Source organism: Mucilaginibacter sp. PPCGB 2223 (assembly GCF_001705515.1).
In the GTDB taxonomy this organism is placed as follows: domain Bacteria; phylum Bacteroidota; class Bacteroidia; order Sphingobacteriales; family Sphingobacteriaceae; genus Mucilaginibacter.
On record NZ_MDJS01000006.1, the window covers coordinates 13,967 to 39,862 of the forward strand.

At 45.7% G+C, this 25,896-nt stretch carries 26 protein-coding genes; 10 read left to right on the forward strand and 16 right to left on the reverse strand.

Going from position 1 to position 25,896, the window contains the following annotated elements:
• Position 1: 1 nt before the first annotated feature.
• A complete protein-coding gene (locus BEL04_RS23280; protein WP_066008090.1) occupies positions 2-1,468 on the forward strand; it encodes a radical SAM protein in 1,467 nt (488 codons plus the stop codon).
• A complete protein-coding gene (locus BEL04_RS23285; protein WP_066008093.1) occupies positions 1,465-2,292 on the forward strand; it encodes a class I SAM-dependent methyltransferase in 828 nt (275 codons plus the stop codon). The genes BEL04_RS23280 and BEL04_RS23285 overlap by 4 nt, the downstream gene beginning before the upstream one ends.
• Here BEL04_RS23285 and BEL04_RS23290 read toward each other — a convergent pair.
• From BEL04_RS23290 to BEL04_RS23315, 6 genes are all read right to left on the reverse strand, one after another.
• A complete protein-coding gene (locus BEL04_RS23290; protein WP_066008095.1) occupies positions 2,289-3,212 on the reverse strand; it encodes a nucleotidyltransferase domain-containing protein in 924 nt (307 codons plus the stop codon). The genes BEL04_RS23285 and BEL04_RS23290 overlap by 4 nt on opposite strands.
• A gap of 186 nt (positions 3,213-3,398) precedes the next feature.
• Positions 3,399-4,694 (reverse strand): O-antigen ligase, encoded by a 1,296-nt coding sequence (locus BEL04_RS23295; protein ID WP_083228046.1) that lies wholly within the window; start codon positions 4,692-4,694, stop codon positions 3,399-3,401.
• Positions 4,672-5,796 carry a DUF1972 domain-containing protein gene (locus tag BEL04_RS23300; RefSeq protein WP_066008099.1) on the reverse strand — a complete coding sequence of 375 codons (1,125 nt, stop codon included), beginning with the start codon at positions 5,794-5,796 and terminating at the stop codon, positions 4,672-4,674. The genes BEL04_RS23295 and BEL04_RS23300 overlap by 23 nt, the downstream gene beginning before the upstream one ends.
• Positions 5,793-6,932, reverse strand: a complete 1,140-nt coding sequence (locus BEL04_RS23305; protein WP_066008101.1) for a glycosyltransferase family 1 protein — start codon at positions 6,930-6,932, stop codon at positions 5,793-5,795. The genes BEL04_RS23300 and BEL04_RS23305 overlap by 4 nt, the downstream gene beginning before the upstream one ends.
• Entirely contained in the window at positions 6,929-7,888 is a 960-nt protein-coding gene (locus tag BEL04_RS23310; RefSeq protein WP_066008102.1) for a glycosyltransferase, read from the reverse strand. The genes BEL04_RS23305 and BEL04_RS23310 overlap by 4 nt, the downstream gene beginning before the upstream one ends.
• On the reverse strand, positions 7,878-9,497 hold the full coding sequence (locus tag BEL04_RS23315; protein ID WP_066008103.1) for a hypothetical protein: 1,620 nt from the start codon (positions 9,495-9,497) through the stop codon (positions 7,878-7,880). Before BEL04_RS23315 ends, BEL04_RS23310 begins: the two co-directional genes overlap by 11 nt.
• A 163-nt stretch (positions 9,498-9,660) precedes the next feature.
• Here BEL04_RS23315 and BEL04_RS23320 point away from each other — a divergent pair, with 163 nt between their 5' ends.
• Both BEL04_RS23320 and BEL04_RS23325 read left to right on the forward strand, forming a co-directional pair.
• The gene (locus BEL04_RS23320) at positions 9,661-11,067 is read left to right on the forward strand and encodes a lipopolysaccharide biosynthesis protein (RefSeq protein ID WP_139113163.1); all 1,407 of its coding nucleotides are present in this window, start codon (positions 9,661-9,663) and stop codon (positions 11,065-11,067) included.
• Positions 11,064-12,281 (forward strand): glycosyltransferase family 4 protein, encoded by a 1,218-nt coding sequence (locus tag BEL04_RS23325; RefSeq protein WP_066008112.1) that lies wholly within the window; start codon positions 11,064-11,066, stop codon positions 12,279-12,281. Before BEL04_RS23320 ends, BEL04_RS23325 begins: the two co-directional genes overlap by 4 nt.
• A 60-nt stretch (positions 12,282-12,341) precedes the next feature.
• Here the strand turns inward: BEL04_RS23325 and BEL04_RS23330 are convergent, their stop codons facing one another.
• Complete coding sequence (locus BEL04_RS23330) at positions 12,342-13,166, reverse strand: glycosyltransferase family 2 protein (protein ID WP_066008113.1); 825 nt, start codon at positions 13,164-13,166, stop codon at positions 12,342-12,344.
• A 245-nt stretch (positions 13,167-13,411) separates the two neighbouring features.
• Here BEL04_RS23330 and BEL04_RS23335 point away from each other — a divergent pair, with 245 nt between their 5' ends.
• Genes BEL04_RS23335 through BEL04_RS23355 form a run of 5 tightly spaced genes read left to right on the forward strand, consistent with a single transcriptional unit; the run spans position 13,412 to position 17,253 of the window.
• Entirely contained in the window at positions 13,412-14,053 is a 642-nt protein-coding gene (locus BEL04_RS23335; protein WP_066008114.1) for an RNA polymerase sigma factor, read from the forward strand.
• Positions 14,053-15,303, forward strand: a complete 1,251-nt coding sequence (locus BEL04_RS23340; RefSeq protein WP_066008116.1) for a hypothetical protein — start codon at positions 14,053-14,055, stop codon at positions 15,301-15,303. Before BEL04_RS23335 ends, BEL04_RS23340 begins: the two co-directional genes overlap by 1 nt.
• Positions 15,304-15,308: 5 nt before the next feature.
• Positions 15,309-15,857, forward strand: coding sequence for a YceI family protein (locus BEL04_RS23345; protein ID WP_066008118.1), 549 nt, complete (start codon positions 15,309-15,311; stop codon positions 15,855-15,857).
• 33 nt (positions 15,858-15,890) lie between these two features.
• Entirely contained in the window at positions 15,891-16,808 is a 918-nt protein-coding gene (locus tag BEL04_RS23350) for a DUF5777 family beta-barrel protein (RefSeq protein ID WP_066008119.1), read from the forward strand.
• A gap of 4 nt (positions 16,809-16,812) precedes the next feature.
• Positions 16,813-17,253, forward strand: coding sequence for a ubiquinol-cytochrome c reductase iron-sulfur subunit (locus BEL04_RS23355; RefSeq protein ID WP_066008125.1), 441 nt, complete (start codon positions 16,813-16,815; stop codon positions 17,251-17,253).
• A gap of 1 nt (position 17,254) precedes the next feature.
• Here BEL04_RS23355 and BEL04_RS23360 read toward each other — a convergent pair whose 3' ends face one another.
• The 5 genes from BEL04_RS23360 to BEL04_RS23380 all read right to left on the reverse strand — a co-directional run bounded on the left by BEL04_RS23360 (position 17,255) and on the right by BEL04_RS23380 (position 21,412).
• On the reverse strand, positions 17,255-17,482 hold the full coding sequence (locus BEL04_RS23360; RefSeq protein WP_066008127.1) for a hypothetical protein: 228 nt from the start codon (positions 17,480-17,482) through the stop codon (positions 17,255-17,257).
• A 65-nt stretch (positions 17,483-17,547) separates the two neighbouring features.
• The gene (locus BEL04_RS23365; protein ID WP_066008131.1) at positions 17,548-19,098 is read right to left on the reverse strand and encodes an FAD/NAD(P)-binding protein; all 1,551 of its coding nucleotides are present in this window, start codon (positions 19,096-19,098) and stop codon (positions 17,548-17,550) included.
• Positions 19,095-20,183: a DegT/DnrJ/EryC1/StrS aminotransferase family protein gene (locus BEL04_RS23370; RefSeq protein ID WP_066008133.1), complete on the reverse strand. Its 1,089-nt coding sequence runs from the start codon at positions 20,181-20,183 to the stop codon at positions 19,095-19,097. Before BEL04_RS23370 ends, BEL04_RS23365 begins: the two co-directional genes overlap by 4 nt.
• The gene (locus tag BEL04_RS23375) at positions 20,180-20,557 is read right to left on the reverse strand and encodes an FdtA/QdtA family cupin domain-containing protein (RefSeq protein ID WP_066008135.1); all 378 of its coding nucleotides are present in this window, start codon (positions 20,555-20,557) and stop codon (positions 20,180-20,182) included. The genes BEL04_RS23370 and BEL04_RS23375 overlap by 4 nt, the downstream gene beginning before the upstream one ends.
• A 3-nt stretch (positions 20,558-20,560) precedes the next feature.
• On the reverse strand, positions 20,561-21,412 hold the full coding sequence (locus tag BEL04_RS23380) for a beta-1,6-N-acetylglucosaminyltransferase (protein ID WP_175404141.1): 852 nt from the start codon (positions 21,410-21,412) through the stop codon (positions 20,561-20,563).
• A 246-nt stretch (positions 21,413-21,658) separates the two neighbouring features.
• Here BEL04_RS23380 and BEL04_RS23385 point away from each other — a divergent pair, with 246 nt between their 5' ends.
• Entirely contained in the window at positions 21,659-22,417 is a 759-nt protein-coding gene (locus BEL04_RS23385) for a 4'-phosphopantetheinyl transferase superfamily protein (RefSeq protein ID WP_083228047.1), read from the forward strand.
• Positions 22,418-22,765: 348 nt separating this feature from the next.
• Here BEL04_RS23385 and BEL04_RS23390 read toward each other — a convergent pair whose 3' ends face one another.
• The 4 genes from BEL04_RS23390 to BEL04_RS23405 form a co-directional block, all read right to left on the reverse strand.
• Positions 22,766-23,533 (reverse strand): exodeoxyribonuclease III, encoded by a 768-nt coding sequence (locus tag BEL04_RS23390; protein WP_066008140.1) that lies wholly within the window; start codon positions 23,531-23,533, stop codon positions 22,766-22,768.
• 2 nt (positions 23,534-23,535) lie between these two features.
• Positions 23,536-24,243: a peptidylprolyl isomerase gene (locus BEL04_RS23395; RefSeq protein ID WP_066008141.1), complete on the reverse strand. Its 708-nt coding sequence runs from the start codon at positions 24,241-24,243 to the stop codon at positions 23,536-23,538.
• A complete protein-coding gene (locus BEL04_RS23400; protein WP_066008143.1) occupies positions 24,240-24,587 on the reverse strand; it encodes a hypothetical protein in 348 nt (115 codons plus the stop codon). The genes BEL04_RS23395 and BEL04_RS23400 overlap by 4 nt, the downstream gene beginning before the upstream one ends.
• A gap of 108 nt (positions 24,588-24,695) precedes the next feature.
• The gene (locus tag BEL04_RS23405) at positions 24,696-25,565 is read right to left on the reverse strand and encodes a hypothetical protein (RefSeq protein ID WP_254659625.1); all 870 of its coding nucleotides are present in this window, start codon (positions 25,563-25,565) and stop codon (positions 24,696-24,698) included.
• Positions 25,566-25,896 lie beyond the last annotated feature (331 nt).

The following is a 25,896-nucleotide window of genomic DNA, read 5'->3' on the forward strand; positions in this document are numbered from 1 at the left end:
CATGAATAAGATCCTGTTCAGCCACTCGTACTTCTTAAGGTTCGATCCCAAACAATGGGAGCTGGGCCAGCCGTATGCGCCCCTGGGCACGCTGTACGCCGCAAGCCTGATGCGAAGGAACGGGTATGAGGTTTCGCTGTTCGATACCATGTTCGCGAGCGCTGCGCGCGAGGTTATGCCCGCCTTATTACAGCATCAGCCCGATCTTTTCGTGGTGTACGATGATGGCTTTAACTACCTCACCAAAATGTGCCTCACCAATATGCGCGGGGCCGCTTTCGAAATGTTCAGGCTGGCAAAAGAGCAGGGCTGCACCGTTATCGTATCGAGCAGCGATTCGACCGATCGCTATAAAGACTACCTGCACGCCGGCGCCGATTTTGTATTGATCGGCGAAGCCGAAACCTCCCTGCTTGAGCTGGCAAACGCTATTAAACAGGGCGCAACTGATTATGACCATATTGAAGGCATAGCTTTTACCGAAGGCAGCTCAATAAAAAAAACCGCCGGCCGGCCTGTATTAAAGGATCTCGACATACTGCCTTTACCCGCCTGGGACCTGGTCGACATCGAACCCTATCGCGAGGCGTGGCTAAAAAGCAAAGGTTATTTTTCGATGAATATGGGCACCACACGCGGCTGCCCTTTTAAATGCAACTGGTGCGCCAAGCCTATTTACGGCAGCCGGTATAACTCGCGCAGCCCGGAAAACGTGATAGCCGAGCTTAAATATCTCAAACAACATTATAACCCCGGTCACATCTGGTTTTGCGATGATATTTTTGGTTTGAAGCCGGGCTGGGTACACCGGTTTGCAGAACTGGTTGCCGAAGAAAACCTGCATTTTAAATATAAGATACAAAGCCGTGCCGACCTGCTTTTGAACGATGACCAGATAGAAGCCCTGGCGGCATCGGGCTGCGACAATGTATGGATAGGCGCCGAAAGCGGTTCGCAAAAAATACTGGATGCCATGGATAAAGGCACCACCATCCAACAGATACGCGAGGCTACAAAACTGCTAAAGAAACATCTGATCAAACCCTCGTTTTTTATCCAGTTCGGTTACCCGGGCGAAACAAAAGCAGATATCAGCCTTACCATTAAAATGATAGCTGAGCTGTTGCCCCACGAGATCGGCATATCGGTATCATACCCTTTACCCGGCACGGTATTTTATGACAGGGTAAGAACCGAGCTGCAGAAAAAAACCAACTGGACCGACTCGGACGAGATGGCCCTGATGTACAAAAACACCTACTCACCGGCCTTTTACAAACAGTTGCACCGTTATGTACATCAAAACTATCATCAGCACCTGGCTAAGGACAGTTTGCTGAAGCTGATCAGAAATCCGTTGGCAGCAACTTACAACAATTTAAAAAAGGCAGCTTCCATACTGTATTATGTTCCGCTTGCGCTGATCGAAAAGTATAAGCTGCAGCGTGCAGAAAGGCTGACGGCATGACGGAGATCGGCAACCCGGTTAATGAGCAGGCATCTGCCGAAGCGTTCAGCAAACAGTCGGTGGTATTTGATGATATCTACGCCGGCAATACTATTGTTGCTTACAAACGCGAACGGATACGATCGCATGTATTGCAGCATTTGCAACCGGGCAGCCACATCCTCGAACTCAATAGCGGCACGGGCGAAGATGCCTTGTTTTTTGCGCAGCAGGGGCACAGTATCCATGCTACCGATATTGCGCCCGGTATGCAAAACCGCCTGCGGCAAAAGATTCTGGAAGCCGGTATGCAAAATAAGGTAAGCGCCGAGTTACGCTCGTTTACCCAGCTCGATCATTTGCAAAACCGCGGCCCGTACGATCTGATCTTCTCCAACTTCGCGGGGTTAAACTGCACCGGTGAGCTGGATAAAGTACTTGCGTCTTTCGCGCCTTTACTAAAACCACGCGGTATGGTAACCCTGGTTGTGTTGCCAAAATTTTGCTTATGGGAAGCATTGCTGGTTTTTAAAGGCAAATTTAAAACGGCTGCGCGCCGTATGTTCAGCAGCAACGGCGTAACCGCGCATGTTGAGGGAACTTATTTTAGATGCTGGTATTATAACCCGTCGTACATCATCAATTGTTTGAAGGATGATTTTGATGTATTAGGCATAGAAGGCTTGTGTACAATCGTACCGCCATCATACATCGAAGGCTTTGCCGAAAAATATCCGCGTATCTACCGCTTCCTGAAAGCTAAAGAAGAACGCCTGAAGAGCTCCTGGCCCTGGCGCTTCATCGGCGATTATTATATTATTTCGCTGCGTAAAAAAATGGTTTAACTGTGAGCAAAACCTGCTTCGTAGCTTTGCAGCAAGGCACCAACCTTGTTCTGGTAACGATCGATCAGCTTATTTTGAAAATTGGTTGGATCGGGTTTGGCACAATGCTCGCTGGCGTCCATCCCCATAATAACCCCGCGCGCATTGCGTTTGTGCTGCTGCGATTTGCGGAGCCATCGGCTGGCCGTGATGTGCATAAACTGCCTGTCCAAAAACGAACCGAACCGGTTATTCAGCAAAGCCTCTGCCACTGTTTTAATCAGCGTGTTCTTCACGGGTTTGGCCGAGGTTACACGCATGCAGTTATTAGGCAGGTAGGTGCGTGTCCAGGTATTGGCCGAGTAAAATTTCTCAAAAGCGATATCGCCTTCAATGGGTATTAAGGTAGCTACCTCTATAGCTGTATAAATGTTCTTCTCAACAATTTCGAGCCCCTGTTCATCGATAAAATAATTCATACAGAACAGGTGCTGCTTGTTAACCAGGAAGGTCATTTTTTTGAAGAAGTGCAGCAATGTCCTGGCAATCCACAACCGGTTGCCGGTCGTAATGATAAACAGGTCGATATCCGATTGCTCATCGGCAAAATTTTTGGATAGTGAACCCGAAATACCGATCCCACGGACATAAGGAAACCGTATCAATAAGCTACCCACCCGCTCGGCAACCTGGATAAGCTCCGTTGCTTTTTTATTACCCGCGCTGCGCCTTTTGGCTATGCCCAGGTCGTTTTTGAGCGTATAAAAATTATCGAACTTATAAACCGCACGCTCAGCTATCAGCGATAACAAAGCATTCGAAAAAACCGCCGGGTCATACCTTTGCGAAAGGAACAGGAATATTTCGGACTGTGTTAACGGGTAATTAAACACATCAAAATAAGCGAGGGCCGCTAATATGTTTTTTTTGATGTCCGACACGATTTATAAAGTTTAAATACTTTTTAATATACCCGTTTAAAAACACCCGGCTTGCTTAAAATTTCACTCGGGGGCGCTTAAGTAACAACCGTTGAACCCTGTGCTATATCGCGCCCCGTTGTGAAAAATCAAACCTTGTTCAATCCAACAACTACATGGAATCTAACATAATATAACACGTACAGATTAGCACACAGGTTGCCCATCAGCCAAAATATTTTTTTGTATTAATGCCGGTTTTGATACGGTTACATCCTGCTGCGAAAAAACAAGCAGAGGAAAAAACACACCATAAAACATAGTGCCCTTATCAACGTCGAAAATGTTTTCGGATAAAGATACCACGGCGATCAGCAGCATAAAGGTTATAAATACCACGTCGGCCGCTTTGAACGCCATGTTAAAGCCGTAACCCAGGGTTAGCAGGTAAATAAGCAGGCCCCAGATGCCCGATTTCAGCCAGAAACTTAAATACTGGTTGTGCGAGTTCAGGCCGTTTAAAAAAGAGTCGTAAAGCTTGTTTTTAAAAAAAGCATCCTTTAATAACGGGATCTCCGATCCGGGGCCATAACCGATAACCGGTGATTTTTTGATCAGTTGGATAACGACTGCCCAGCGTGTTATCCGCGAGTCGGTGGCTTCGGGGCCTCTCTTTTCCGAGAGGTCTTTACCGAACGAAGTGAAATAACGCTCCTTAAAGTTAGGCGAATGCGAGATCACGATTATCGCCAGCAGGGCAATGCCAACAGAACCGGTAATAAACCCAATACGTTTACGCCCGGTAAGCATCACCACCGGCAGCACAAAAGCAATGGCCGCAAACATAACCGCCACAACCGATTTTGCACCTAACTGGATAAGCCCTGCAATTAATATCGCACAACAAAAAATATACAACGCTCTTGTTGCGGCAGGCAATGGTTTAACAACCACCGATAAAAAGCTCATGAGCGCAATGGCTACCTGCATCGAAAAAAAGGTAGCATGCATCCCGATCGGATCCGAAAAATTATGATTGGTAAAGGCGTGTGAAAATATAGCCTGCAGCGGGAAATGAAAATACCTGATCAGATAAAATGCGTAGGCGAATAAACCGCTTACCGTAACCGTGCACGACAGTGCAAATAAAATAAGGAGCTGGCTGCGGTATTTGCTGATGTTTAACGGGTTAAGGCAGAAAAGTATCGGGAATATAAAAATGGCTGCCTGCCGCCCCATGTCGTTAAATGCCTCACTTTTATAGTGGCTGTAGACGGATGCGAGAACCGTAACCAGGAATACCGACTGCAATAAAAAAGTGCGTAAAGTGATAACCGGTTTAACCTCACTTTTTTTTAGATGTATCAGGGTATGCAGGGCAAAGCTTGCCAGGATGATATGGCTGTAGAAATAATCGAACGGCAGGCTGACCAACAGCAGCAGCAAATGGTAAAAGCTTATTTTGTTGGCCAGCGTATCATCAATGAACAATAGCTTTCGCATAATTTGAATGATAATAACAATCGATGATATATTCTTCGTACTGGTCGATGATGTTTTCCCAGTTAAACTGGTATTGTATTTTATGCAGGTTGTTTTTAACCATGCGGCTGCCTGCTTCATCGCGCTGTACGGTCTCCACAATTTGGCGCACCTCGGTCGAATCGGAAAAATAAAACGCGTCCGAATTAAGTACTGCCTTGTTGAACGGATTGTTATGCGCCGCGATCAAAGCCTCGCTGGCCATGGCTTCCAATAACGATGGATTGGTGCCGCCCACGCTGTGCCCGTGGAAATACAGGTACGAGTTGTTTTGCAAGGCGCGCACCTTCTGGTTATCAAATATCGCTCCCTGGAACTGTATGCGCTCGTCGTTTTTAAAGCGGTTGGTAATAAACTTGCCGAAACGGTTGGAGGTATCGCCCAGCACCTTAAAATCTTTTTTCGAGTTGCTTGTATTAAAGCCTTCCAGTATGGTTTCGATGTTGTTTTCGGGTTCCATACGCGCCATCAGCAAAAAGTAATCGGGGTTTACATTTCCGGGCAGCTTTCCCGATTTTTCGTCTTCGGTCAGCAAATCGGCGCCGTAAGGGATGTAGCGGCTGTCGATGCCGTATTTTTCGCCCAGGTAGGTTTTAATCGCTACCGCATCGCTGATGTAATAATCGCTGTGTTTTACGGCCAGCTTTTCGGCATATTTTAAAAACTGCTGTACCGGTTTCGAGTATTTTGAACGCTTCCATTCCATGCCATCCATATTGGTGATGATGACGCTTTGGGGCGGATACATCTTTCCCCATATTGAGCTGCTGGTATAACCCATAATGAGTACCACATCGAAGTTTTTTCTGCGGGCATCTTTAATACAGTTATAATCGTAAATAAATTGCCCAGCCGTGCCGATCACGTATTCGGGGTCGTAACAATGTACAATATCGACGCCGTTCCAGGTATCGTGCTGGTAAGGATGGTTGTGCGAGTTGTACACCGTTACCGAGTGGCCGCGTTTAACCAGTCCGGCCGATACGTACTCGGATATGTGTTCGAACCCCCCGTAAAAATTTGGGATGCCGCGTGTGCCTAATATTGCAATTCGTAGTTTCATAGTTGGTTATCAGTTTGTAACAGATCATAAAATAGTTCGCTGCTGCGCTGCCATTGATATCGGTTGGCTACGGTTTCAGCTATGTGGTTTAGGGTGGTTTCGGTTGGCGGGGCATCTATCATCTGCAGGTATTGATGCTCAAAATCGTACTCATCTTCGGGGTTAAAGGTGTGAGGTTCAAAAAAATCAAAATTGCTCATGGCTGTCGCCGATGAGCATAATACCGGCGCCCGGCAAATGGCGGCCTCGAGCGGAGGTATGCCAAAGCCTTCGGCTTTCGAAGGGTAAACAAACAGGCGGCAGGCGCTGTAAAAGGCAGTCAGGTCGTCCTGTGCTACCTGCGGCAAGCAGAAGAACAGCGCTTTTTGTTTGGGCGTAAGTGTTGCGATCAGCCCTTGCAGGGCGTCTACGTTAACCGAGTCGTCCCCGATAAATACCAATGCGATGCCGCGGTCGAACAAACCAAGGCTGATGTGCTTTTTTAACAAGAGCGCATGGTTTTTTCGCGGCTCGACCCGGCTCACGTAAAGTACGAAATTGCGGATGCCGAACTTTTCAGCTATCAATTCTGCCGCAGCCTTTTTATCATAGCCAAACTTTGCGAAGGCCTCGTTTACACCATTGGGGATAACATGTATCCTGCTCGGCGCGATATCGTAATACCGGGCTATTTTTTGCTGCGAATAGGTTGATACAGTGGTTTTTATGGCGGCATCTTTAATGCTTTTGCCGAACAGAAAATTACGTGCCGCGCGATACGTCCACGAAAAATCGCCGGGGAATGTTTTATACAGCACATCGTGCAGGGTAACAATGTACCTGCAGTTATCCTGCTGCCGCGGCGATATGTACTGAAAATGCGCAAAGTTAAACCGGTGCTGCTTCAGGTATGCCGGGATATCAAATAAAAATCGCCTGAGGCCCCCGTTCTCCTTTTTATAGGGCAAAATATTGACGGGGTTTACCGATGGAAACGCCGCCTGTATGCGGTCGGCATGGTAGGCTCCCCAATAGATATCAAGCTCAGGGTGCAAGCCGATGAGGCTGGTATATAATTCCCTGATAAAGGTTTGCGTACCCTGAAAGCCCGCATCAAAAGCATGGGCATCAACAAATATTTTCATCCGGCTGCTCATAGTCTGTTGGGGCTAAGTTTATGCAGCCAGGCTATGAGCCTTTCGGGCAGATAGCTTACCGTGTATAACAAATAGTTGTCAAAACGCAGCGGGTATATCCTGATGGCCTTGCGTACATGCTTACGGGCCTTTTCGGGCTCATAATTGTTAGCTAAAAATTTCTTCCCGCAAAGGGCATGGTACGATCCCTGCTTAATTTTCCAAACATCCTGCTTTTTAATGATGGCGAGCAGTTCGTCGGCCTCATGGGTGGTTATCGACCCGCGTTTTATAGCCGTGCGCTTAATCTCGCGGAAACGTTTGCCCCGCCACCGCTCATCAATAGTTACCGAAGCAGGGTTAAGGCGGTATTTGATGAGCGGCTGGGGCATATTGTATAATTTGCCCGCTTTGGCGATGTTGGTCCAGAGCAGGTAATCTTCAAAATTGTGGGCGTTATCAGGGTAGCCCCCGGCATTGCTTACGCTTAGCTTTTTGTACATTACCGTTGGGTGCAGAAACGGGCAGTAGAAATACAGCTTGGCCATAATTTCATCGTGCGTATGCGCGATGCATTTAAAATTGAACAGGAAGTCGCCGTTCTCGGTAATGTACTCGGCATCGCTGCCTACCAGGATGTATTCGGGATTGTTTTGCAGAAAATCCAGCTGCTTTTCGAGCCTTTCGGGATAACAAATATCATCGGCATCAAAGCGCGCAATGTAAGGCGCTCCGGCATGCTTAAGCCCGGTGTTTAAGGCTGCGGCCACACCCATGTTAGGCTGTTCGATCAGTTTGATGCGCGGGTCCCTAAAGGTTTTAACGATGTTGCGCGTGCCATCTGTCGAACCATCGTTTACGATGATCAGCTCAAAATTAGTATAGGTTTGCTGCAGTACCGATGCGATAGCTTCGGCTATGTAATGCTCGGCGTTATAAGCGGGCATTAAAACGGTGATCATCGGGTTAGTTTCCATGGGGCATTAAAGTTTGGTTTTCTTTAATATTCAGAAACATCATCAGCTCAAACATCACCACAACGGATAATTGCTCAAACCAATAGTCGATGAAAAAGAACGTACCTATCACAAATAACAGCGGGATACCATAAGTGAGCACCCGGTAATTGCGGGCAAAAAACCACAGGTAACCGGTAATCAATGCCAGTAAACCCAATAGCCCGTATTCAGACAGTAACTGATCGTATACCGACGAGGGATTATTGGTGATGGAATGCAGGCCCAGGTCGCGGCTGAAAAAGTTCATGTACAGATCGAGATGGTTGCTTAAAAAGGCCGGACTGATATAGGTGTACTTTTCGGGATATTTGCCGCGCAGGCCCAAACCCGACGCCCTGAAAGCTATCTTCGACGAAAAGTTGCCTATCCCCATACCGGTCAGCATCTCAGCCGGGTTGTGGTATAAGATCAGTACAGATTGAATGAGCCCGGTTAGTTTACCCGGAAAACCGGCCACATATTTTTTGTGCGACGATAGCGGCAACTGCGAGGGGTGCGCGGCAATAAAATTGAGCAGGATTTGCTTTTCGGGCTCAATTACCCAGGCCGGTCGAAACTCATAAGCATACTTCCATCGGGGTTTAATGGTAACTTTCTCCGGGATGGTTGTTTTAACAGGTTTTTGTCGGGTAGTTGCCCGGTTAAGGCTGTCGAGATACAGCGTCGCAAATTTTTCGCGCATTTCTTCAAAATTCAGCGTGCTGTCGGGCCTGCTGGTGATGGGCCTTACCGTATCGAGCCTGAAGCTGGTATCCACCGGTATGTGCATGGCGCGTTCGGCCTGTTCATTAACGTACCTGATGTTTTGAGGGGATATCTTAAACATAAACACCACAAAAAGCATGGCGCAAATAACGATGAGGCTTTTTTGGTCCCTGTTGCTGTTGAAGGCGTAAATAGCCGCCAGCACAAACAGCAGAACCGCCGTTATTAAATTGCTGGTCGTAAGCAATAAGGTCACCATGCAAACCAGCAGCATAACGGGCTGCTTTTTAACTAAAAAATAAATAACTCCTAAAACGTTCAGCGCACCGTTGGTTGATGAAATATCAAAAGTGAGCCCTTTGATATTATCGCCGGTGTTAACAAAGTATAATTGATGCAGGCCCTTAAAAGTGTATGGGTTAACATCTTTAATCTGCCATATGATGAGCAGTAAATTAACTATCGAAACCAGCGCATTAAGTATAAAAAACAAGCTTATAGTGCGATGGATGGTTTCGGTATCGTTTTGTTCGACCATTAGTTTAACCTGGTGTACCGCCAGGATAGAGAGCCCCCAAAAACCTATCCCGGTAAGGAAGACCAGCCAGTAATTAGGGTTTTGATAGCTTTGGCTGATAACGAGGCCAAGCACTGCAATGGGTATAATAACCAGGTAAAAAAGAGGGAGGCGCGAATTTTTTAACGCAAACCCGAATTTGAAATCGAATTGCAGCAGGTAAGCAAAAACAATGGCCAATACTTTTGCCTCGAGTTTGATGTTTAAAAACAGCACCAGGAACACCAATAGTTTCCAATCGGCATAGCTTTTCAGTTTGTTAAAATCAAAACTTAGTTTAAACATTTCTCGTCGGCCGTAATTCAAATCAATATATTGGCACAGTTAAAACAATTACGGCACGGTTTTTCAATAGGTTGCCTGCTATGTGCCTTTTTAAGTGTTATTTAAGGCAGAAAGCAACGGGGCGGTACCAAACCAACGTATACCAGAAAAACACAGCAAACTATTGGCAAAAAATCAGCTATTCGGACGGGTGTTATCATCGGGCATGCAGGCGGTGGCAGTGCAGGTTTTAGGCAGCGTATTTTTCTATTTCGTTTCGGTTTATATCTCTAAAAACGATTTCGGCCTGATCAGCTGGATGAATGCGGTATGTGTTTTGCTGACCACCTTTTTAGGTTTTGGGTTAGAGCAGGTGGTGGTGCGGCGGGTTGCCGCCTCAAAGCAGTCAGACTGGGCCGCAACGGCTTTTTTCGCCCATTCGATAGCCGGATTTATCATCACTCTCTTACTATTGTTGCTGCTCAGAAATCAGCAGGGCATCTATCGTTACCTGCCCTGGTTTTTTGCGGCGCAGGGACTCGCCTATCTCGCGGTGCCCCTAAAGCAATTTTTAAACGCCAAAGAACGGTTTACACCTTACGGCATAATCGCTTTGATAAGCAACGGCGGTAAAATAGCAACCGCTTATCTGCTGCAGCAAAACGGGATGTTAAACCTAAACAACATTATCCTGGTGTTGACAGGCTTTGCGGGGTTTGAGCTGCTGTGCTTGTTTTTATACGTTGCCCTGAAAACCACCTGGAGTTTCAAACTACATTTTAAAGCGTATACCAGGCTCATCAAAGAAGCATCAGCGCAATATATTTCGGTGATATTTGATACGAGCTTATCGAGGATGGACTGGATATTGATGGGTTTTTTGGCGAGCAACGCGGCCCTGGCCGATTACAGCTTTGCCTATCGCGCTTTTGAGCTGGCCCGGCTGCCTATGCTGATCATCGGCCCGCTGATTTTACCGCGACTGGCAAGGTTGATGACTGGCAAACTATCAGCACAAAATGAACAGCAGATTAACGACTTTGCCGGCGTTGAACTGTTTTTAGCCGCGCTGATACCCTTAGTGCTCAATGTTTTATGGGTTCCGCTGGTTGGTGTTTTTACGCATGGGCGCTACGGCGCTACCAACGCTACCGGGTTTTTGCTGCTTTCGTTATGCGTGCCTGTTCAGTTGTTTATTAACCTGCTTTGGTCCATCAGCTTTAGCGCTAAAAAGTACAGGCAGATTACAACCATAACTATTGTATGCGCGCTGTTAAACATCGGGTTAAACCTTGTTTTAATACCAGTATGGGGTGGGGTTGGAGCGGCAGTTTCCTTTTTGTTAACTACGGTTTTGCAAGGCGGGATGTATTATAACCTGGCTCGCAAATTAATCAACGGCGTAACGTTATGGCCTGTTTTTATATTTATTGCAGGAGCTCCGGCTATTTATCTTTTTGTTAGCCGGATAAACGTACATTATGTTTTTCAGCTGGTGATCGCGATCGGTCTTTATGCCTTACTGGGCATACTGTCGCGGCAGCTAAGCAGGCAAAAAACAGAAGGTTTTAAACAGTTTTTAACCCAATGAATATACTTTACCTGTGCGACGAATACCCTCCAGGCCAACATGGTGGCATCGGCACCTCTGTGCAGTTACTGGCCAGGCAGATGGCCGTGATGGGCCATCGCGTAATTGTAGCAGGTTTATATCCTTTGGGTTATGGCGGCGCGGATGAATTTACGGATGAAAGTGTAAAAGTTTACCGCTTTAGGTTGGACCTGGATGCGCCCTGGTTTGAAAACCGCGACAGGCTGCTGGTCCGTATCGTGCGCAGGTTGCTGAAAGTTACCGGCATGCTCGAACGCGACATCAGGAAAAGCCTTACCCGGTATCATAGCCTGCTCGAAGAATTGATCGCCAGATACCAGATCGATATAGTTGAAATGCCCGACTATAACGATTATGTTAAATTTTGCCGGGGATATGTGCCTTTCCCCAAACTGTCAGTTCCGGTAGTCGTAAAGCTCAACGGGTCGTTAACCTATTTTGCCTGCGAAGCTGATAAAGATGTTGCCGTTAACATCAAACAAATGGAGCAAACTATTTTAAAACAGGCCACAGCCATCAGCAGTGCCAGCAAGTATACGGCCCAGAAAAGCGCCGAGTATTTTGGTTACGACAAGCCTATCGAAGTGATCCATAACGGTATCAATACCCATGTGTCGGCAGGCGATGTTGCCCGCGATCCTCACCAGGTGATCTTCACAGGCAGCCTGATGGCCAAAAAAGGGATATACCAATTAGCCAAAGCCTGGAATATGGTTAACGCCGGCCGGCCCGATGCCCGCTTATTGATTTTAGGGAAGGGCAATCAACATAAAGTAACAGAATATTTAACGCCATCAGCCCGCCGAACCGTAACTTTTACCGGGCATGTAGATACACAAACTTTGTACAGGTATCTATCAGCATCGGCCATAAGTATATTTCCATCCTATGCAGAGGCGTTTGCATTGGCGCCGTTGGAAGCTATGGTTTGCGGTACAGCCGTGATCAATTCGAACCGGACATCGGGGGCCGAATTGATTGACGACCAGGTCGACGGAATTTTGATAGACCCTGACGATATTGTACAAATGGCCGCTGCAATGGTTTACCTGCTTACCGATACCCATGAGTGCGAAAGACTGGCGGCGGCTGGAAAATCAAAAGCCGAACATCATTTCAGTATAGAAAATATCGCCGGTGAAAACCTCGGTTTTTACAGCAGGGTATTAAGCGGGATGTATAACGGGTTGTAATACAGTTAAAAACGAAGGATGGTCTGTTGTTTAATCGCGGAAAATGTATTTTGTCTATAATTATACCGCCCGGCTATAGGCATTATCTATGCTGTAATCCTTCTCGCGGTAATTGCTGTAAATAAGATTTGTATTCTCCATTTTCTTCAGAAAATAATACTTTAACCGGGTGTGTTTAATAGCCGACTTCGCGATCTGCCAGCCTTCCTTCCCATCCAGGAAACCAAGAAAAAAGATATAATTTTTAACAAAGTTAAACAATGGCGACAGGTACAGCTTGGTAAATGTGGCCCGCTTTTGATTATTATAGCATCCCTGGGCGCTAAGCCGTGCATAATGCAGTGCTTTCTCGCGGCATTCTGTACCGTTGCTTACCGAATAGTGGTGCAAATGCCCTTTCAATCGTTTGATCCTGGTCTTGCCGGGCAAAATCAGGGTTTCGTGCACCGGCGACTCTATCCACCGCACTTTAGTCCGGTTAAACAGCCTGATGTGGTGATCGCGGCCCCACTTGCCAAAACGGATCAGTTTTTTTCCAAAGTACGACCGGAAGCGGATGTCGTAAACAATCTCGGGGTCGTTCAGCCTGAGGGTATATAAGGAGGTGATCAAATCCTGGTCGGCTACTTCATCGGCATCCAGGCTCAATATCCAATCGTGCTTTGCCAGCTCAATACCTTTGTTTTTATTGGCGCCATAACCATCCCAATGCTTTTGGTACACCCGGCAGCCATAGTATTCGGCTATCTGTAAGGTCGCATCGGTACTATCATTATCAATTATCACAATATCGTTGGTAATAAGCCTGGCCATTGCCAGGGTATCGGCAATTATCTCAGCTTCATTCCTGGTTATGATCACAACCGAAACAGGTATCATAGTCATTCAGTGTTTGTATAAAACATCACGTATTGCAAATTGAAAAGGTTGCTTGTAACAAAAAATATTTGCGTTTTTAAGTAAGCTATAGTTGTATTTTTTGCGGAAGTATTGGTATATGTTGCTGTATATAAGCGTGTTATTTAATTTTTTTTAATTTTTTTGAGAATAGCAGGCAACCTTTTATAAAATGCCTACGTGATGTATGCAGATAAGGTAAAATTATAGGGAGCTAACCGGTTATAACCCAGATGGGCGAAGAAGAGTTATATCGATTGATAGACGGCTGTGTCAAACAGGACAGAAAAAGCCAGAAGATGCTGTATAAAGCGTTTTACGGCTTTTCGATGGCGATATGCCTGCGCTATACCGGCGATAGAGATGAAGCTGCCGAGGTGCTGAATATGGGTTTTTTGAAGGTTTTTACGCATATAAAAACCTATGATATTACAAGGCCATTTAAGGGCTGGCTGGGTAAGATAATGACCAACGTGTCTATCGACTATTACCGCGCCAATTTAAAGATGGCCTATAGCGACGATCTGGATAAAGCAGAGCATTTAAGCGATGGCGAGTTTGCCGACAGGAAGTTAAACTACGACGATCTGCTGGCAATGGTTCAGAAACTGCCGCAGGCTTACCGCACAGTATTTAACCTGTTTGCTATCGATGGCTACAGCCACGATGAGATAGGCGAAATGCTGGGCATCAATGCCGGGACATCGAAATCGAACTTACATAAAGCAAGGCAAAAGCTTAAACAAATGATATTGGATTCAGAGCCGGCAACAAATACCGGCCATGGTAATTACAGCGGATTAAATTATTCTCCTATTGTAGCCATTAGTAAATCTGAAGTTGGCAATGGTTATTATAATAATGGGATTAGGTGATGAAAACGGAAAAAGATTTAGATAACCTGTTTAAAAAGGGACTCGAGGAACCCGGTAACTACAGAGCGTACCGTGAGGACGATTGGGATGCCCTTGAAGCAATGCTCGATAAAGAAAAGAAACGGGGCATTGTTTACTGGCTGCCGCTATTAAGTGGCGTGGCAGCAGTATTGCTATTGGTTTTTGGCTGGCATTTTTTTACGCCGGCTGCAAAAAACCTTGCTGACAAAAAACAAGTGGCCAGTGTTACAAAACCAGCGCCGGCAACCCGGAATACAGAAAGTTTTACAGTAAAAAAACCAGGTTTAGTTAATGATGTTCAAGGTAACCCCGGTAAAAACGACCGGCAGATACAGCAACAGGCAGTTCTCGCAAAAAAAACTGGGCTATCAACCCATGTAACCATTACTAATGGTAGCCCAAATAACAAATCGTTCTTAACCTTATCTGCTGTTGATGCCGGCCGCGCTACCGGGCTAAACGTTGATAGCAGCAATGCATCCGGCCGCTCAGCCGAAGTTTTGGCTGCTGTTGATACCCGGGTTTTTGGCAATGACGGGTTAAACAAGGATGTTGAATTTGGGACAGTGAATAACTTACCTGTCAATAATAGTGCTCAAAAAGTGGCCGATACAAAAATAAAAATATCGGGCTTTCATCCGCAGTATGCCTTAACGGTGCTGGCTTCATCGGCGCTCAATGGTGTTGCCACGTTCGATGGTGGCAAGGTTGGCGCTGCCGGAGGTCTACTGTTCTCGGTTGGTGTAACCAAACGTTTTACCATCAGTACCGGCGCGGTATATGCAAAAACGCCTTACAATACCGAGTTTTATAACTATCATACCAGCTATCCTTTTAAAGTAAACCCCGAAACGGTAAACGCCGATTGCCGGGTATTGGATATCCCGCTGAACATCGATTATAAAATTGCACAAAAGGGCAGGAATTCGTTTAGTGTAGGCTCGGGCTTGTCGAGCTATGTAATGCTGAGCGAAAAATACCATTACAACTATGCCAATCCTAACCCATACTGGCTTACTGATGTAAGCTTTGCGAACAGGAACCAGCATTTTATGGGGGTTCTTAATTTGGATGCTACTTATCAGCGACAGCTTAACTCAAAGCTGAGTGTAGCACTGCAGCCTTATCTGAAATTACCTTTAACCGATATCGGTAACGGCCAGGTTAAACTGATGACAACCGGTATATCGGTAGGTATGAGCTGGAATATGAATACCCTTAAACATTAACCAATATGAAAATCATCGGCTTTATATTACTTGCAGGCTTAAGCATCTTTAACCAGGCGGGGCAAGGGATTTTCGTTTGTAAAAACGCCCGGATAACCCTTTTCTCAAAAGCGCCCATAGAAGATATCGAAGCTAAATCAGAAAAAGGTACGTCGGTATATAATTCGGCCACCGGCGATCTGGTTTTCAGCGTGCCTGTCAGCTCATTCGTTTTCCAAAAAAGTTTGATGCAGGAGCATTTTAACGAAAACTATATGGAAAGCGATAAATACCCTACCGCAACTTTTAAAGGTAAGGTAAGCGGTACGGTAGATGTAACCAAAGACGGTTCGTACCCGGTTAATGCCACGGGTGTATTAACTGTACATGGCGTTAGCCAGAACCGGACCATACCAGGCACTATTACTGTAAAAGGCGGCGTGGTAAGCATGTCGTCGGAGTTTATGGTGAAATGTGTCGACCATAAGATCACGATACCGACCATCGTGTTCCACAATATTGCCGAAAGTATTAAGATAACGGTATCGGCAAACTATGATGCCTACAAAAAATAACAAATAATCCTCCACCCACTCAACTTAATTACAATGAATAAGTATGCCCTTATTTTTGCGTTTTTGCTTACCTCGATAGGCGTGAGCGCACAAAACACCGATTCGCTGATGAACGCGTTAAACGCCGGCGACAAAAAGAACGAACCTGTAATTGCTGCATTTAAAGCAACAAGGTTGATATTTTCGCAAACTACCGAAACTGTAAAAAAGAATAATCTTAACTTTTTAATACTGCACCGTTTTGGTGATATAGGTACTGCCCAGGGAGGCGCCCAAACCGATTTTGGTTTAGATCGGGTACAGGATGTTTATATCGGTTTTGAATATGGCTTAAGCGATAATTTCAACCTCGATTTTGGCCGCAGTACCATAGGTCAGTTAATAGAGCTCGACGCCAAATGGGCCGTTTTGCACCAGACAACAAATAATAGCTCGCCTGTTGCCATAACCCTGTATGGCGGCCTTGGCGTACATCCTTATGGCTATGGTTTGTATAACTCGTTTGGCGACAGGATGTCGTACATTGCCGAAGCCAGCTTTTCGCGCAAGTTTACGTCAGGCTTTTCCCTGGTAGTATCGCCGGTATATGTGTCGAATAATACGGCATACCCACAGGTTACCGGCGCCGACAAAAACTTTTTATCGATAGCTGCAGCAGGCCGCCTAAAGGTTACCAAGCACATGAGCATCCTGGTTGATTACGAGCATCCGTTCTCCGATTTCCGCACCGGCGATCATGGTTTTTACGATCCGCTGGGCTTTGGTTTGGAAGAAGAAACAGGAGGGCACGTGTTCACGCTCAATTTCAGCAACTCCAACTCGATATCGCAGATCAACAACCTGAGTAACACGCAACAAAGCTGGACAAAAGGCCAGTACCGTTTTGGCTTTACCATCTCGCGCATGTTCGATCTGAGACCTAAACAAAAAGGCGAAACCGAAAAATACTAAGGATATGGAACGTCAGGAATTTTTATCGAAACTGGGCATAGGTGTTGCCGCAGTTTGTGTGGGATGTGCTTTTGCTTCGTGCTCAAAAAGCAATAACGGGCCAAGTAGCAGCGGTGGCAATGCACCTGCCCCGGGTAGTGGTACAGTGTTTACTGCCGACCTTAATACCGAGCTAACCTCGGTTGGCCAGAACAAAGTATCGAACGGAGTGATCCTGGTGCGCATTGCAGCCGGGAACGTAGCGAGCTCGTTTACAGCGGTGCAGGTTGCCTGTACCCACGAAGGCACAGCCATAAACTATAATACCGGTCAGGGAATATTTATATGCCCTAACCACGGCAGCGAGTTTAGTACCAACGGTAGCGTATTGCTCGGGCCGGCAGCCGCAAACCTTCAAAAATATAACGTAAGTATTGCAGGTAATATCCTCACGGTAACAGCGTAAGCTATTTTTTGAGGCTGTTTTGCACGTACCACTCGAGCGTAAGCTCTTTGATGCTCTGGTTAACCCCGGCAAATATCTCGGCCTGGTCGCGTGCCTGTAATATGCCCAGTATCTCCACCTGCAATTGTAATATTACATCCAGCTTGGCGCTGTTAAGCGCCAGTTGTTTGATGGTGATGGCATCGATGTTAAATTCTTCGGCCGCTGGCGGGTTTTGTTGATCTTTCATGATAACGCAACAAATAAACGCTGGTTATGATTTAGGTTTGGCGAAATTTATTTGGTGATATCTCGCTAATCCTTAAGTAGTTCGTTGGCAAGGTATGGGGCAAGATACATCAGCCTCGATGCATTTTCGAGATGCCAGAAATGGATCAGTTTATTCATGTTCCCGCCTAAAAGCGGGCCCATAATGTACAGGTTAGGCGCGGCTTCAAAATGCTCGTTCACTTCAAAACCCTTGCCAGAAAGGTTCATAGCCGCCAGCTTTTTATGCACCAGGTTGTAAATGAGTGGTGATGCCGACCGGTCGAGGTTATCAGAGCCGCTGCAGTTGATAACGGCTTTGAAGGTTAAAGGGTATGTTTTCTCTGTGCCCGACGAGACCTCTTCGTACCGCAAAACAACGCCCTCGTTACGGGTTTGCATTTGGATAAATTTACCTTTGATAAAACTTACTTTCCGCACGTCGGCCAGTTGTTGTGAGCCTGCTTTATACTCCGGCCCCGACCGCCTGAACATATTGCTTAGGCGCATGCCGTGTATTCCAAAAAATTCCTTCTTCGCGTCATCGCCCAAAGCTTCCATCAGCTTAAGCGTATTGCCAATAACGGTTGCGATATAGGCAACATTTGCGCCGTTTTTTATAGCCGGTTGCAGGTCGGCGGCGGCGGCGTCAACCAGGGTTTTGAGATTGTAGCTCCCTTTGTTTTGCAGCGCCTTAAGCGAGGGGGTGGGATGTTCATCCAAAGTTTCGGTTGATATGTGGTATGGCAATGCGCCGCTCGGCGATATCAGTACCAGGTTATTGATAAGACCGTTAACCTGGGGCAAGCCTTCGAGTAAATATAAAAGTTCGATACTGCTCGCGTTCGATCCGATGATCAATACATTGCGGTTCTCAACCCAATCGGTCTGGGTTAACGCATCTTTTACCTTTTCGATGTTTAGCGGTACCGATGGCTCATAAATATCATTGATGTAAGTTACCTGAGCGGCGTTTACTTCATCAACGGGTTTAACCACCGCCGAACCCGTAGCGATGACCAGCTTACGCGATATGATATAACTTATGCTCTTATCCGGGTGCTCAAGTTTTACCTCATAATGCTTGTTACCGGTAACCCGGGCATCGATGGCTTCGGCATGTATGAGGTTTATTTTGGCAAGTTGTTTTTCTTCAATTTGCCTGTGCAGCTTTGCTATAGTGTTATGAATATACCAGCCAAAAATAAACCGCGGAATGTATACTGTCTCCCAATCGTTCTTGGCGATAAGGGGAAGGTTGTTTTTTAACCAGCGTTCGGCTGTTATGCCGCCGTGTTCGCGGTAATAAGTTTCCCAGTCGTTTTGGTTTTCCTTAAACCACCTGAAAAAAGCCGGGCGCTCGGCTTCGTAAATAAAATCGTTAACACAGGTGATGGTTAAAGCATTTACCGATGAGCGGGAGCCGTAAGGTATGCCTTTCCAAAACTCCCGGTTCTTTTCAATTACGGTTATCTCCGGTCGGGTGTTGCCTGCTTGTTCAGTATTTAAGAGTTTACGGAAAAGCTGTATCAAAGTAGCTGTACAGGCTATGCCGCTCCCGATGAAAGTAATATCTGCCGGTTGTGATTGTCCGCTCATGCAAAATGATTTAAGGCATCAATAACTTCCAGTATTTCCTCTTCTGTATGGCAAAACGAGCAGGGCAGGCTTAACGTGGTATCGTGTATCTCGTCGGCAACCGGAAAATCCTTTCCCACAAAAATGCTTTTTAATGCTTTTTGGCGATGAGGCGGTACCGGGTAGTGAATTACGGTACCTATACCTTTATCAGCAAGGTATTGCTGCAGGCGGTCGCGCTCGGGGTGCCTGATGTTAAAGATATGGTATACGTCGAAATGGTCGGGATGCTTTGCCGGCAAGATATACTGCGGCGACAAATTGTTAAGATACAGGCCGGCCAACTTTTGACGATGTGCATTCATCTGACCCAGGTATTTGAGCTTTACGCTTAAAAAAGCGGCCTGCATCTCATCCAACCGGTTATTATAGCCAATAGTATCGTGGTAATATTTTTTGTCGGAGCCATAATTACGCAGTTTTAATAAAGCGCTGTTGTACATGGCTTCGTTACAGATGATGCCTCCGGCATCGCCCAATGCGCCTAAATTTTTGGTGGGATAAAAACTGAATGCGCCAAATTCGCCAAAGGTACCTGCTAATTTGCCTTTATAGGTTGCGCCGTGCGCCTGCGCGCAGTCCTCCACCAGGTACAGGTTGTGCTTTTGTTTGATGTGCATAATAGGGTCCATATCGCAGCATTTGCCGTACAGGTGCACAACGAGCAAAACACGGGTATCGCGGGTAATAGCCTGTTCGATTTTATCCGGGTCGATGTTATAGGTATTGATATCCGGGTCAACCATTACCGGTTTTAAACCCGCTGCAATAACCGCTAAAACAGTGGCGATATAGGTGTTGGAGGGTACGATCACCTCACTTTCGGCGGGCAGGTTTAAAGCCCTGAGCGCCAAAACAATTGCATCAAGCCCGTTTGAAACCCCGATACAATTTTTTGCATTGTGATATCCTGCAAACTCTTTTTCAAATACCTCAAGCTGGTGGCCGAGAATGTAATGCCCTTTTTCGATCACTTCATCAAATCTGGCTCTGAAGTCCGCCTCAAAAGGGGCATTTAACCGTTTTAAATTTTCGTAAGGTATCATGGTTTGATGATCGGTTCTTCGTGGTCGTAGTCGGAGTGATCATAATGGGTGGACGATACGCCCATCAGTATTGCACCGGGGCTAAAGTTATACATCATGTGCCAGTCTAAGGGTTCAACGATTAAACATTGCGACGGGTCGTTCAAAAAATACTCCTGCCGGGTTTTACCGTTGTTGATCGCGACCGTGAAACTGCCGCTCACACAAAACAGGGCCTCAATTGTCTCGTAATGTAAATGCCCGCCGCGGTTAGCATCGTCGGCAATATCGTTAATGTAATATAAGCGCCTGATATCGAAAGGTAATACCCTGTCGATCGGCGTCAGGCGCCCGCGCTCGTCGGTAAAGGTTTTTAATTGGATAAGATATGCCATAAATTAAAGGGGGATGCCGTTGGCCCGATCTAACAGATCAAGAATATGTTCGTCGGTATTGATATCGAATTTGCGGCCGAACAGGCTATCGGATGCCATGATCCTGTCGTAGTCTTCGGTTAATAAAACTTTTGGGCGCGCGCTTCCCGGCGGCCAGTCGATATACCGGTAGTTTTTATTAACCACGCGATCCTTAAAATCCGAGTTCATGATAATGCTTTGAAAAATAAACTCGTCGCTGCCCCAGGTATATCTTAAAAAGCGGCTCAGCTTTTTATTCCCGTCGATGTAATTAGCTACATAAGCGGCGCAATCCAAGCTCAGTGTCCAAAAGGTCTCCTTCCCGTAAAGGTGCATATCTACCGGAAGCTTACGTTTAAAGGTAAAAAAGTTGACGATCTTTTCGAGGCGGTGACGGCCTTTAAAGCCCAGATCGGTGAAGTGATAACGGTCGACCCGGGCTTTGGCTTCTGTCCAGTCGGTTTCAAAATCCTGAAACAGCATAAACTCACTGCCGGTATTTTGCTGCAGGAAATCTGAAATATAGGCCGCCGGTTTTATCGGGTAGTCCTGGCCGGTGACGAGGTTTAAAAAATCATATTTTATGCCCGATGCCACCACTTGCCTGATACAACTTAACGCAGCCTGCACAGTTGTATAGCCTGCCCATTTAATATCTATCCGGTCTTCAATAAAATATACGTTTGGAATATCGAACAGATCACGGTGCGTTTGGATGTCGACCTTTTTATCTACGTGGATATAAAAATCAAAATCGCCGTTGTTAAGGCATTCGATCAATCGCCTGGTTTGTTTCGCGGACGTGTAGGTAACAATAAGGATAGCGAATTTCACTTGTGGCAATAGTACAGGGTTCGATAGTAAAAATATCGATTTATTATTTAAATGCAATAACTATTTTATTAATTTAAACAAGCAAAAAACTCTGTTTGAACGCAAGCAAGGCAATATGTTATTGTATAAGTTAAATAGCCTGATGGATTTTAATATAAAATATCCTGCAGGATGAGGCCTGTGAATTTATTACCTTGCAACTGTTATCAGCCTGAAGCAGGATGATCATAAAACCCGATACTCAAAATGCACTCCGGTATAACCTGTATCTCTGTTAATGACGCTCAATGGACAAATAACGAATTTAACTTTCGAATGGACGGCAGTGTCGATGTATGGCGGATTGCTATCAGCAAAAACATATTAGCTGTAAATGATATGCAGGCGCTGCTTAGTGATGACGAACATCAACGCGCCACACGGTACTATCAGCAAACCGACCGGGAAAGATTTATCATCAGTCGCGGTGCGTTACGTATGCTGCTTGGCAGGTATTTAAATACGCATGCTCGGGCCATAGTTTTTGAGATAGGTGCCGATAAAAAGCCATTTGTTAAAAATGGAGCCAGGCGTGATATTCATTACAATACAGCACATTCGGGCGATTATATTTTGATCGCGATAGCTAAAGAACCGGTTGGGGTCGATGTTGAGTGCCTGGAACCTATGTTTCCGTACCAGGATATACTAAGGCATAGTTTTGGCCACGACGAGATAAACTGTATCGCAGGCTCAACAGATCCGCTTAAAATTTTTTATACGCTATGGACGCGTAAGGAAGCCCTGTTAAAAGCAACCGGGAAAGGTATTGATGACGATATGAAGCATATTCCGTGTACAGATGGCAGGCATAGTGTAGCAAACTCCTTAATACGTTCAGATAATAACTGGCTGATAACCAGCTTTGATGTTGATAAAAACTATGTTGGCGCACTGGCTTTTGGCAGGCCTGGTGTTAATTTCAGGGATCTTGAACTGGCCATTAATCATACTGGCAAGCCGTAATATATCCAAAGTTGATAAAATGTTTCCAATAACAATTTTTTTTATCATTTATTGAAACAAAGTTTCAACTCCTCCGTATAAATAAAAGAACACTATCTACTTAAGAATGAAAGTTGCTACGCAAAACCGGCGGCCATGCTGCCGAAAGTGCCATATTGAATTTGAGGAGCGTATAAGGCGTGGGCCATTAGCGAAATATTTATTCTTTTGGTTGCCCCTTAAGCGGTACATATGCCTTAATTGTTTACGGCGGTACTATGTACTAAGCACAACAAGCACACATACACGCATTTTAGAAAGTCAATATTACGATGCACCTAAACAGACGGGCATGGCAGATGGCACGGTTTACAGGTTAAGTTCGAGCAATACCGGGCAGTGATCGGAATGCCGTGCTTCAGATAATATTGCCGCCCGCTTGATTAAAGGCTCGAGCGGGGCAGTGGCCATGTTATAATCTATGCGCCAGCCTAAGTTCTTGGCTCTCGAATTTGCCCTGAAGCTCCACCAGGTATAATTATGCGGCTCTTTGTTTAAATGTCTGAAAGTATCCACAAAACCCGATTGAATAAAATTTTCCATCCATTCACGTTCTTCCGGTAAAAAACCCGACGAATTAGCATTTGATTTGGGGTTGTGGATATCGATAGGCCGGTGGCAGATATTGTAATCGCCGGAAATGACCAGGTTAGGATAGGCCCATTTCAACTGATTAATATAGGCGCCAAATTCTTCCAGGAAACGATATTTAAATCCCTGGCGCTCATCGCCGCTTGAGCCTGATGGGAAATAAACGCTCATTACCGATACATCATCAAAATCGACACGGATATTGCGGCCCTCGCGGTCGTAATCGGCAATGCCACAGCCAAACTCTACATGTTTTGGCGTTTTTTTGGTAAAGATGGCCGTGCCGCTATACCCTTTCTTCTCGGCGGGATACCAGTAATGCTCATAACCCATTTGCTCAACCAGCAGCAGGTCGGTTAGCACATCGGGCGTGGCTTTGATCTCCTGCAAACAAACCACATCGGCATCGGTAGCCTGCAGCCACGCGAACCAGTTTTTTGTAATTGCCGAGCGTATGCCGTTTACGTTGTAGGTGATAATCTTCATTACTATTTGTCTATTCCTAATAATTTATCCAGTTGTTTGCACTCGCGTTTGCTCAAAAGTTCAACCGTCATAGGTACGTCGGCTTTCGGGCGGTCGCGTTCGTCTTTGGGCACGGCGGCAATCCTGTCGACCATATCTAAGCCGGTAACCACTTCACCATAAACGGTATAGTTACGATCGAGGCTCGGCGTACCGCCAACGGTTTTATAAATTTCGCGCTGCGATGCCGGGATCTTATAATTCATGCCGTTAAAGCGCGGCAGTTTTTCGGTTTTGTCGAGATCGGCATCGGTATAACGTTTACCTTCCACAATATAAAATTGAGAGCCGCTCGAAGCCTTTGCCGGGTTATCATCTCGCGCGGCAGCCAAAACGCCCCGTTTATGATAAAGGCTGTCGTTAAATTCGGCCGGAACGGTATACTTTGGTCCGCCGTTACCCAGTTCGATACCCGGTTTGGCGTTTTTTGAATCCGGGTCGCCGCCCTGGATCATAAAGTTTTGAATAACGCGATGGAACAGCGTGCCGTTAAAAAAACCTTCTTTGGTTAGTTTGATAAAGTTATCGCGGTGTTTGGGCGTTTCGTTATACAGGCGGATGATGCATTGCCCATAACTGGTTTTAATACGCACGTATTGGTTTTTGGGTGGTTTTGCAAAAGCTGCCGCAATAAAGGTTAACGACAGTAACAGTGTAAAAACTCTTTTCATTGGTTAAAAATATCTTCAAAGTAATCGATCATCAGCGATTTGATGATCATCTCCTGTTCGAGCAAGGTATAAGCCGGGATTGGTTTTACCAGCTGCCAGTGTGGCCAGCCATCCTGATCAAGCCCTTCTAACTCGTAAAACCCAAGTTTACTAAAAAGACGGCAATTAGCAATGTGCATCAGCTCTTCTTTTTGGCGTTTGCTGAATTTTTTTGGTCCTTGCCCCAGCTCCTGCACGCCGATCAAAAACAACATTACCTTGATATCGGGTATCTCGGTATCAAAATACTCAGCAATTTTTTGCTGTAACTCTTTCCATTTACTATTTACTTCGGCAGGTGTCATGCCGGCAAATATACGGTTAGTTGTTTCATTAGTTTAACAGGGGCTTGCAGCACCAACAAAAAAGGGATGCCTGAAAGGCACCCCTTCGTATTTTCTTAAATCAGGAACTCACTTTAACGTAAAGCTGGTTTTACCCATGGTAAAACCATCGGCGTAAAGCAATACGGTATACACCCCTTTTTGGAAAGCGTTGGGGTTTGTCCACTCGATGGTATAGCCGCTGCCATCGTCCTTAAAATCGATGGCGGTTTTGTAGGTGTACTGCAGTTCCTGCCCGTCTGTCTGGAAGTTACCCGAGTCCGTACCGGTTATCAGGTTTCCTGTCGGGTCGATCACCCGGACAAAAACATCGTGCAGGCGTTTCTCGGCCACAGCATTGCTGGCCACGGTAAAGTCGATCTTGATCTTTTTTGTAGCAGCGGCCCGGGTTTTAGCCACCTCTTTGCCGCTCGAGCGTACCTTTAAAGGCGTAATATTGATATTACCCACCTTTAATGCCGAAGCGATAGTTACCTTGGTATTCAGGTCTTCGTTTTGTTTTTGCAGGGTACTGGCCTTTTCGCTCACGGTAGCCAGGTTGGTTTTCAAGGTGTCTCGCTCAGATGTTAAAGAAGCGTTTTGCTTTTTCAGGTCGTCGATATCGGCGGTATATTTGGTTACGAAGTAGCGTAACTGTTTGACATCTTCCTGTGCTTTGGCCAACTCTTCGGCGGTAAGCTTGCCGTTATAAAGCTTTACACGCAGGCTTTTTATCTTGGCTTTAAGCGAATCGTTGCTGGCTATTAAAGCTTTGGATAATTTGGCCTTGCCGGTATTGGCTTGTTCGAGCTGGTTCTCCAGGCTGTCGATCTGTGTTTCGAGGTGAGTTTTTTGTGATTGCAGGCTCTTGTTATCGTTTTGGTATACTATCCGTGCATCATCGCTCTTTTTATTATTGAACCATAAATAAACGTTGGTTATTAATAAGGCCGCAAGCACGACAATTAAAAAATAAACAACATTCGAATTTTTTTTGGGGGGGTGGTTTTGCTGTTGATCCATAGCATCGGTTAATTTAATTGGTCTTCAGAATAAAAAACGTCTCTTATTGGTAAACTATTATGGTTAAGTGTTAACAAGCGCCCTAATATATGTTTTTTAATCATTTTTTAAGCTGTGATTTAGCGCATCGGTGTTATAACGCCTATTACACACGTTAACTTTAGTAAAAATAAAATCCGCGCAAATTGTTTGCAGAAACTGTAATTATTTATTCAAACAAAAGCGTAGCAGTTAAATTTATTAACCATTAGCCGGGGATTGATATCTT

Excerpts from the sequence above, each read along its gene's own strand:
- BEL04_RS23305 (WP_066008101.1), bottom strand. The coding sequence starts at position 6,932 with ATGAGCAGCCGGATGAAAATATTTGTTGATGCCCATGCTTTTGATGCG.
- BEL04_RS23390 (WP_066008140.1), bottom strand. The coding sequence starts at position 23,533 with ATGAAGATTATCACCTACAACGTAAACGGCATACGCTCGGCAATTACA.
- BEL04_RS23345 (WP_066008118.1), top strand. The coding sequence starts at position 15,309 with ATGAAAATCATCGGCTTTATATTACTTGCAGGCTTAAGCATCTTTAAC.
- BEL04_RS23395 (WP_066008141.1), bottom strand. The coding sequence starts at position 24,243 with ATGAAAAGAGTTTTTACACTGTTACTGTCGTTAACCTTTATTGCGGCA.
- BEL04_RS23385 (WP_083228047.1), top strand. The coding sequence starts at position 21,659 with ATGCACTCCGGTATAACCTGTATCTCTGTTAATGACGCTCAATGGACA.
- BEL04_RS23310 (WP_066008102.1), bottom strand. The coding sequence starts at position 7,888 with ATGGAAACTAACCCGATGATCACCGTTTTAATGCCCGCTTATAACGCC.
- BEL04_RS23360 (WP_066008127.1), bottom strand. The coding sequence starts at position 17,482 with ATGAAAGATCAACAAAACCCGCCAGCGGCCGAAGAATTTAACATCGAT.
- BEL04_RS23280 (WP_066008090.1), top strand. The coding sequence starts at position 2 with ATGAATAAGATCCTGTTCAGCCACTCGTACTTCTTAAGGTTCGATCCC.
- BEL04_RS23355 (WP_066008125.1), top strand. The coding sequence starts at position 16,813 with ATGGAACGTCAGGAATTTTTATCGAAACTGGGCATAGGTGTTGCCGCA.
- BEL04_RS23325 (WP_066008112.1), top strand. The coding sequence starts at position 11,064 with ATGAATATACTTTACCTGTGCGACGAATACCCTCCAGGCCAACATGGT.
- BEL04_RS23330 (WP_066008113.1), bottom strand. The coding sequence starts at position 13,166 with ATGACTATGATACCTGTTTCGGTTGTGATCATAACCAGGAATGAAGCT.
- BEL04_RS23340 (WP_066008116.1), top strand. The coding sequence starts at position 14,053 with ATGAAAACGGAAAAAGATTTAGATAACCTGTTTAAAAAGGGACTCGAG.
- BEL04_RS23295 (WP_083228046.1), bottom strand. The coding sequence starts at position 4,694 with ATGCGAAAGCTATTGTTCATTGATGATACGCTGGCCAACAAAATAAGC.
- BEL04_RS23370 (WP_066008133.1), bottom strand. The coding sequence starts at position 20,183 with ATGATACCTTACGAAAATTTAAAACGGTTAAATGCCCCTTTTGAGGCG.
- BEL04_RS23375 (WP_066008135.1), bottom strand. The coding sequence starts at position 20,557 with ATGGCATATCTTATCCAATTAAAAACCTTTACCGACGAGCGCGGGCGC.
- BEL04_RS23350 (WP_066008119.1), top strand. The coding sequence starts at position 15,891 with ATGAATAAGTATGCCCTTATTTTTGCGTTTTTGCTTACCTCGATAGGC.
- BEL04_RS23365 (WP_066008131.1), bottom strand. The coding sequence starts at position 19,098 with ATGAGCGGACAATCACAACCGGCAGATATTACTTTCATCGGGAGCGGC.
- BEL04_RS23400 (WP_066008143.1), bottom strand. The coding sequence starts at position 24,587 with ATGACACCTGCCGAAGTAAATAGTAAATGGAAAGAGTTACAGCAAAAA.
- BEL04_RS23300 (WP_066008099.1), bottom strand. The coding sequence starts at position 5,796 with ATGAAACTACGAATTGCAATATTAGGCACACGCGGCATCCCAAATTTT.
- BEL04_RS23285 (WP_066008093.1), top strand. The coding sequence starts at position 1,465 with ATGACGGAGATCGGCAACCCGGTTAATGAGCAGGCATCTGCCGAAGCG.
- BEL04_RS23315 (WP_066008103.1), bottom strand. The coding sequence starts at position 9,497 with ATGTTTAAACTAAGTTTTGATTTTAACAAACTGAAAAGCTATGCCGAT.
- BEL04_RS23335 (WP_066008114.1), top strand. The coding sequence starts at position 13,412 with ATGGGCGAAGAAGAGTTATATCGATTGATAGACGGCTGTGTCAAACAG.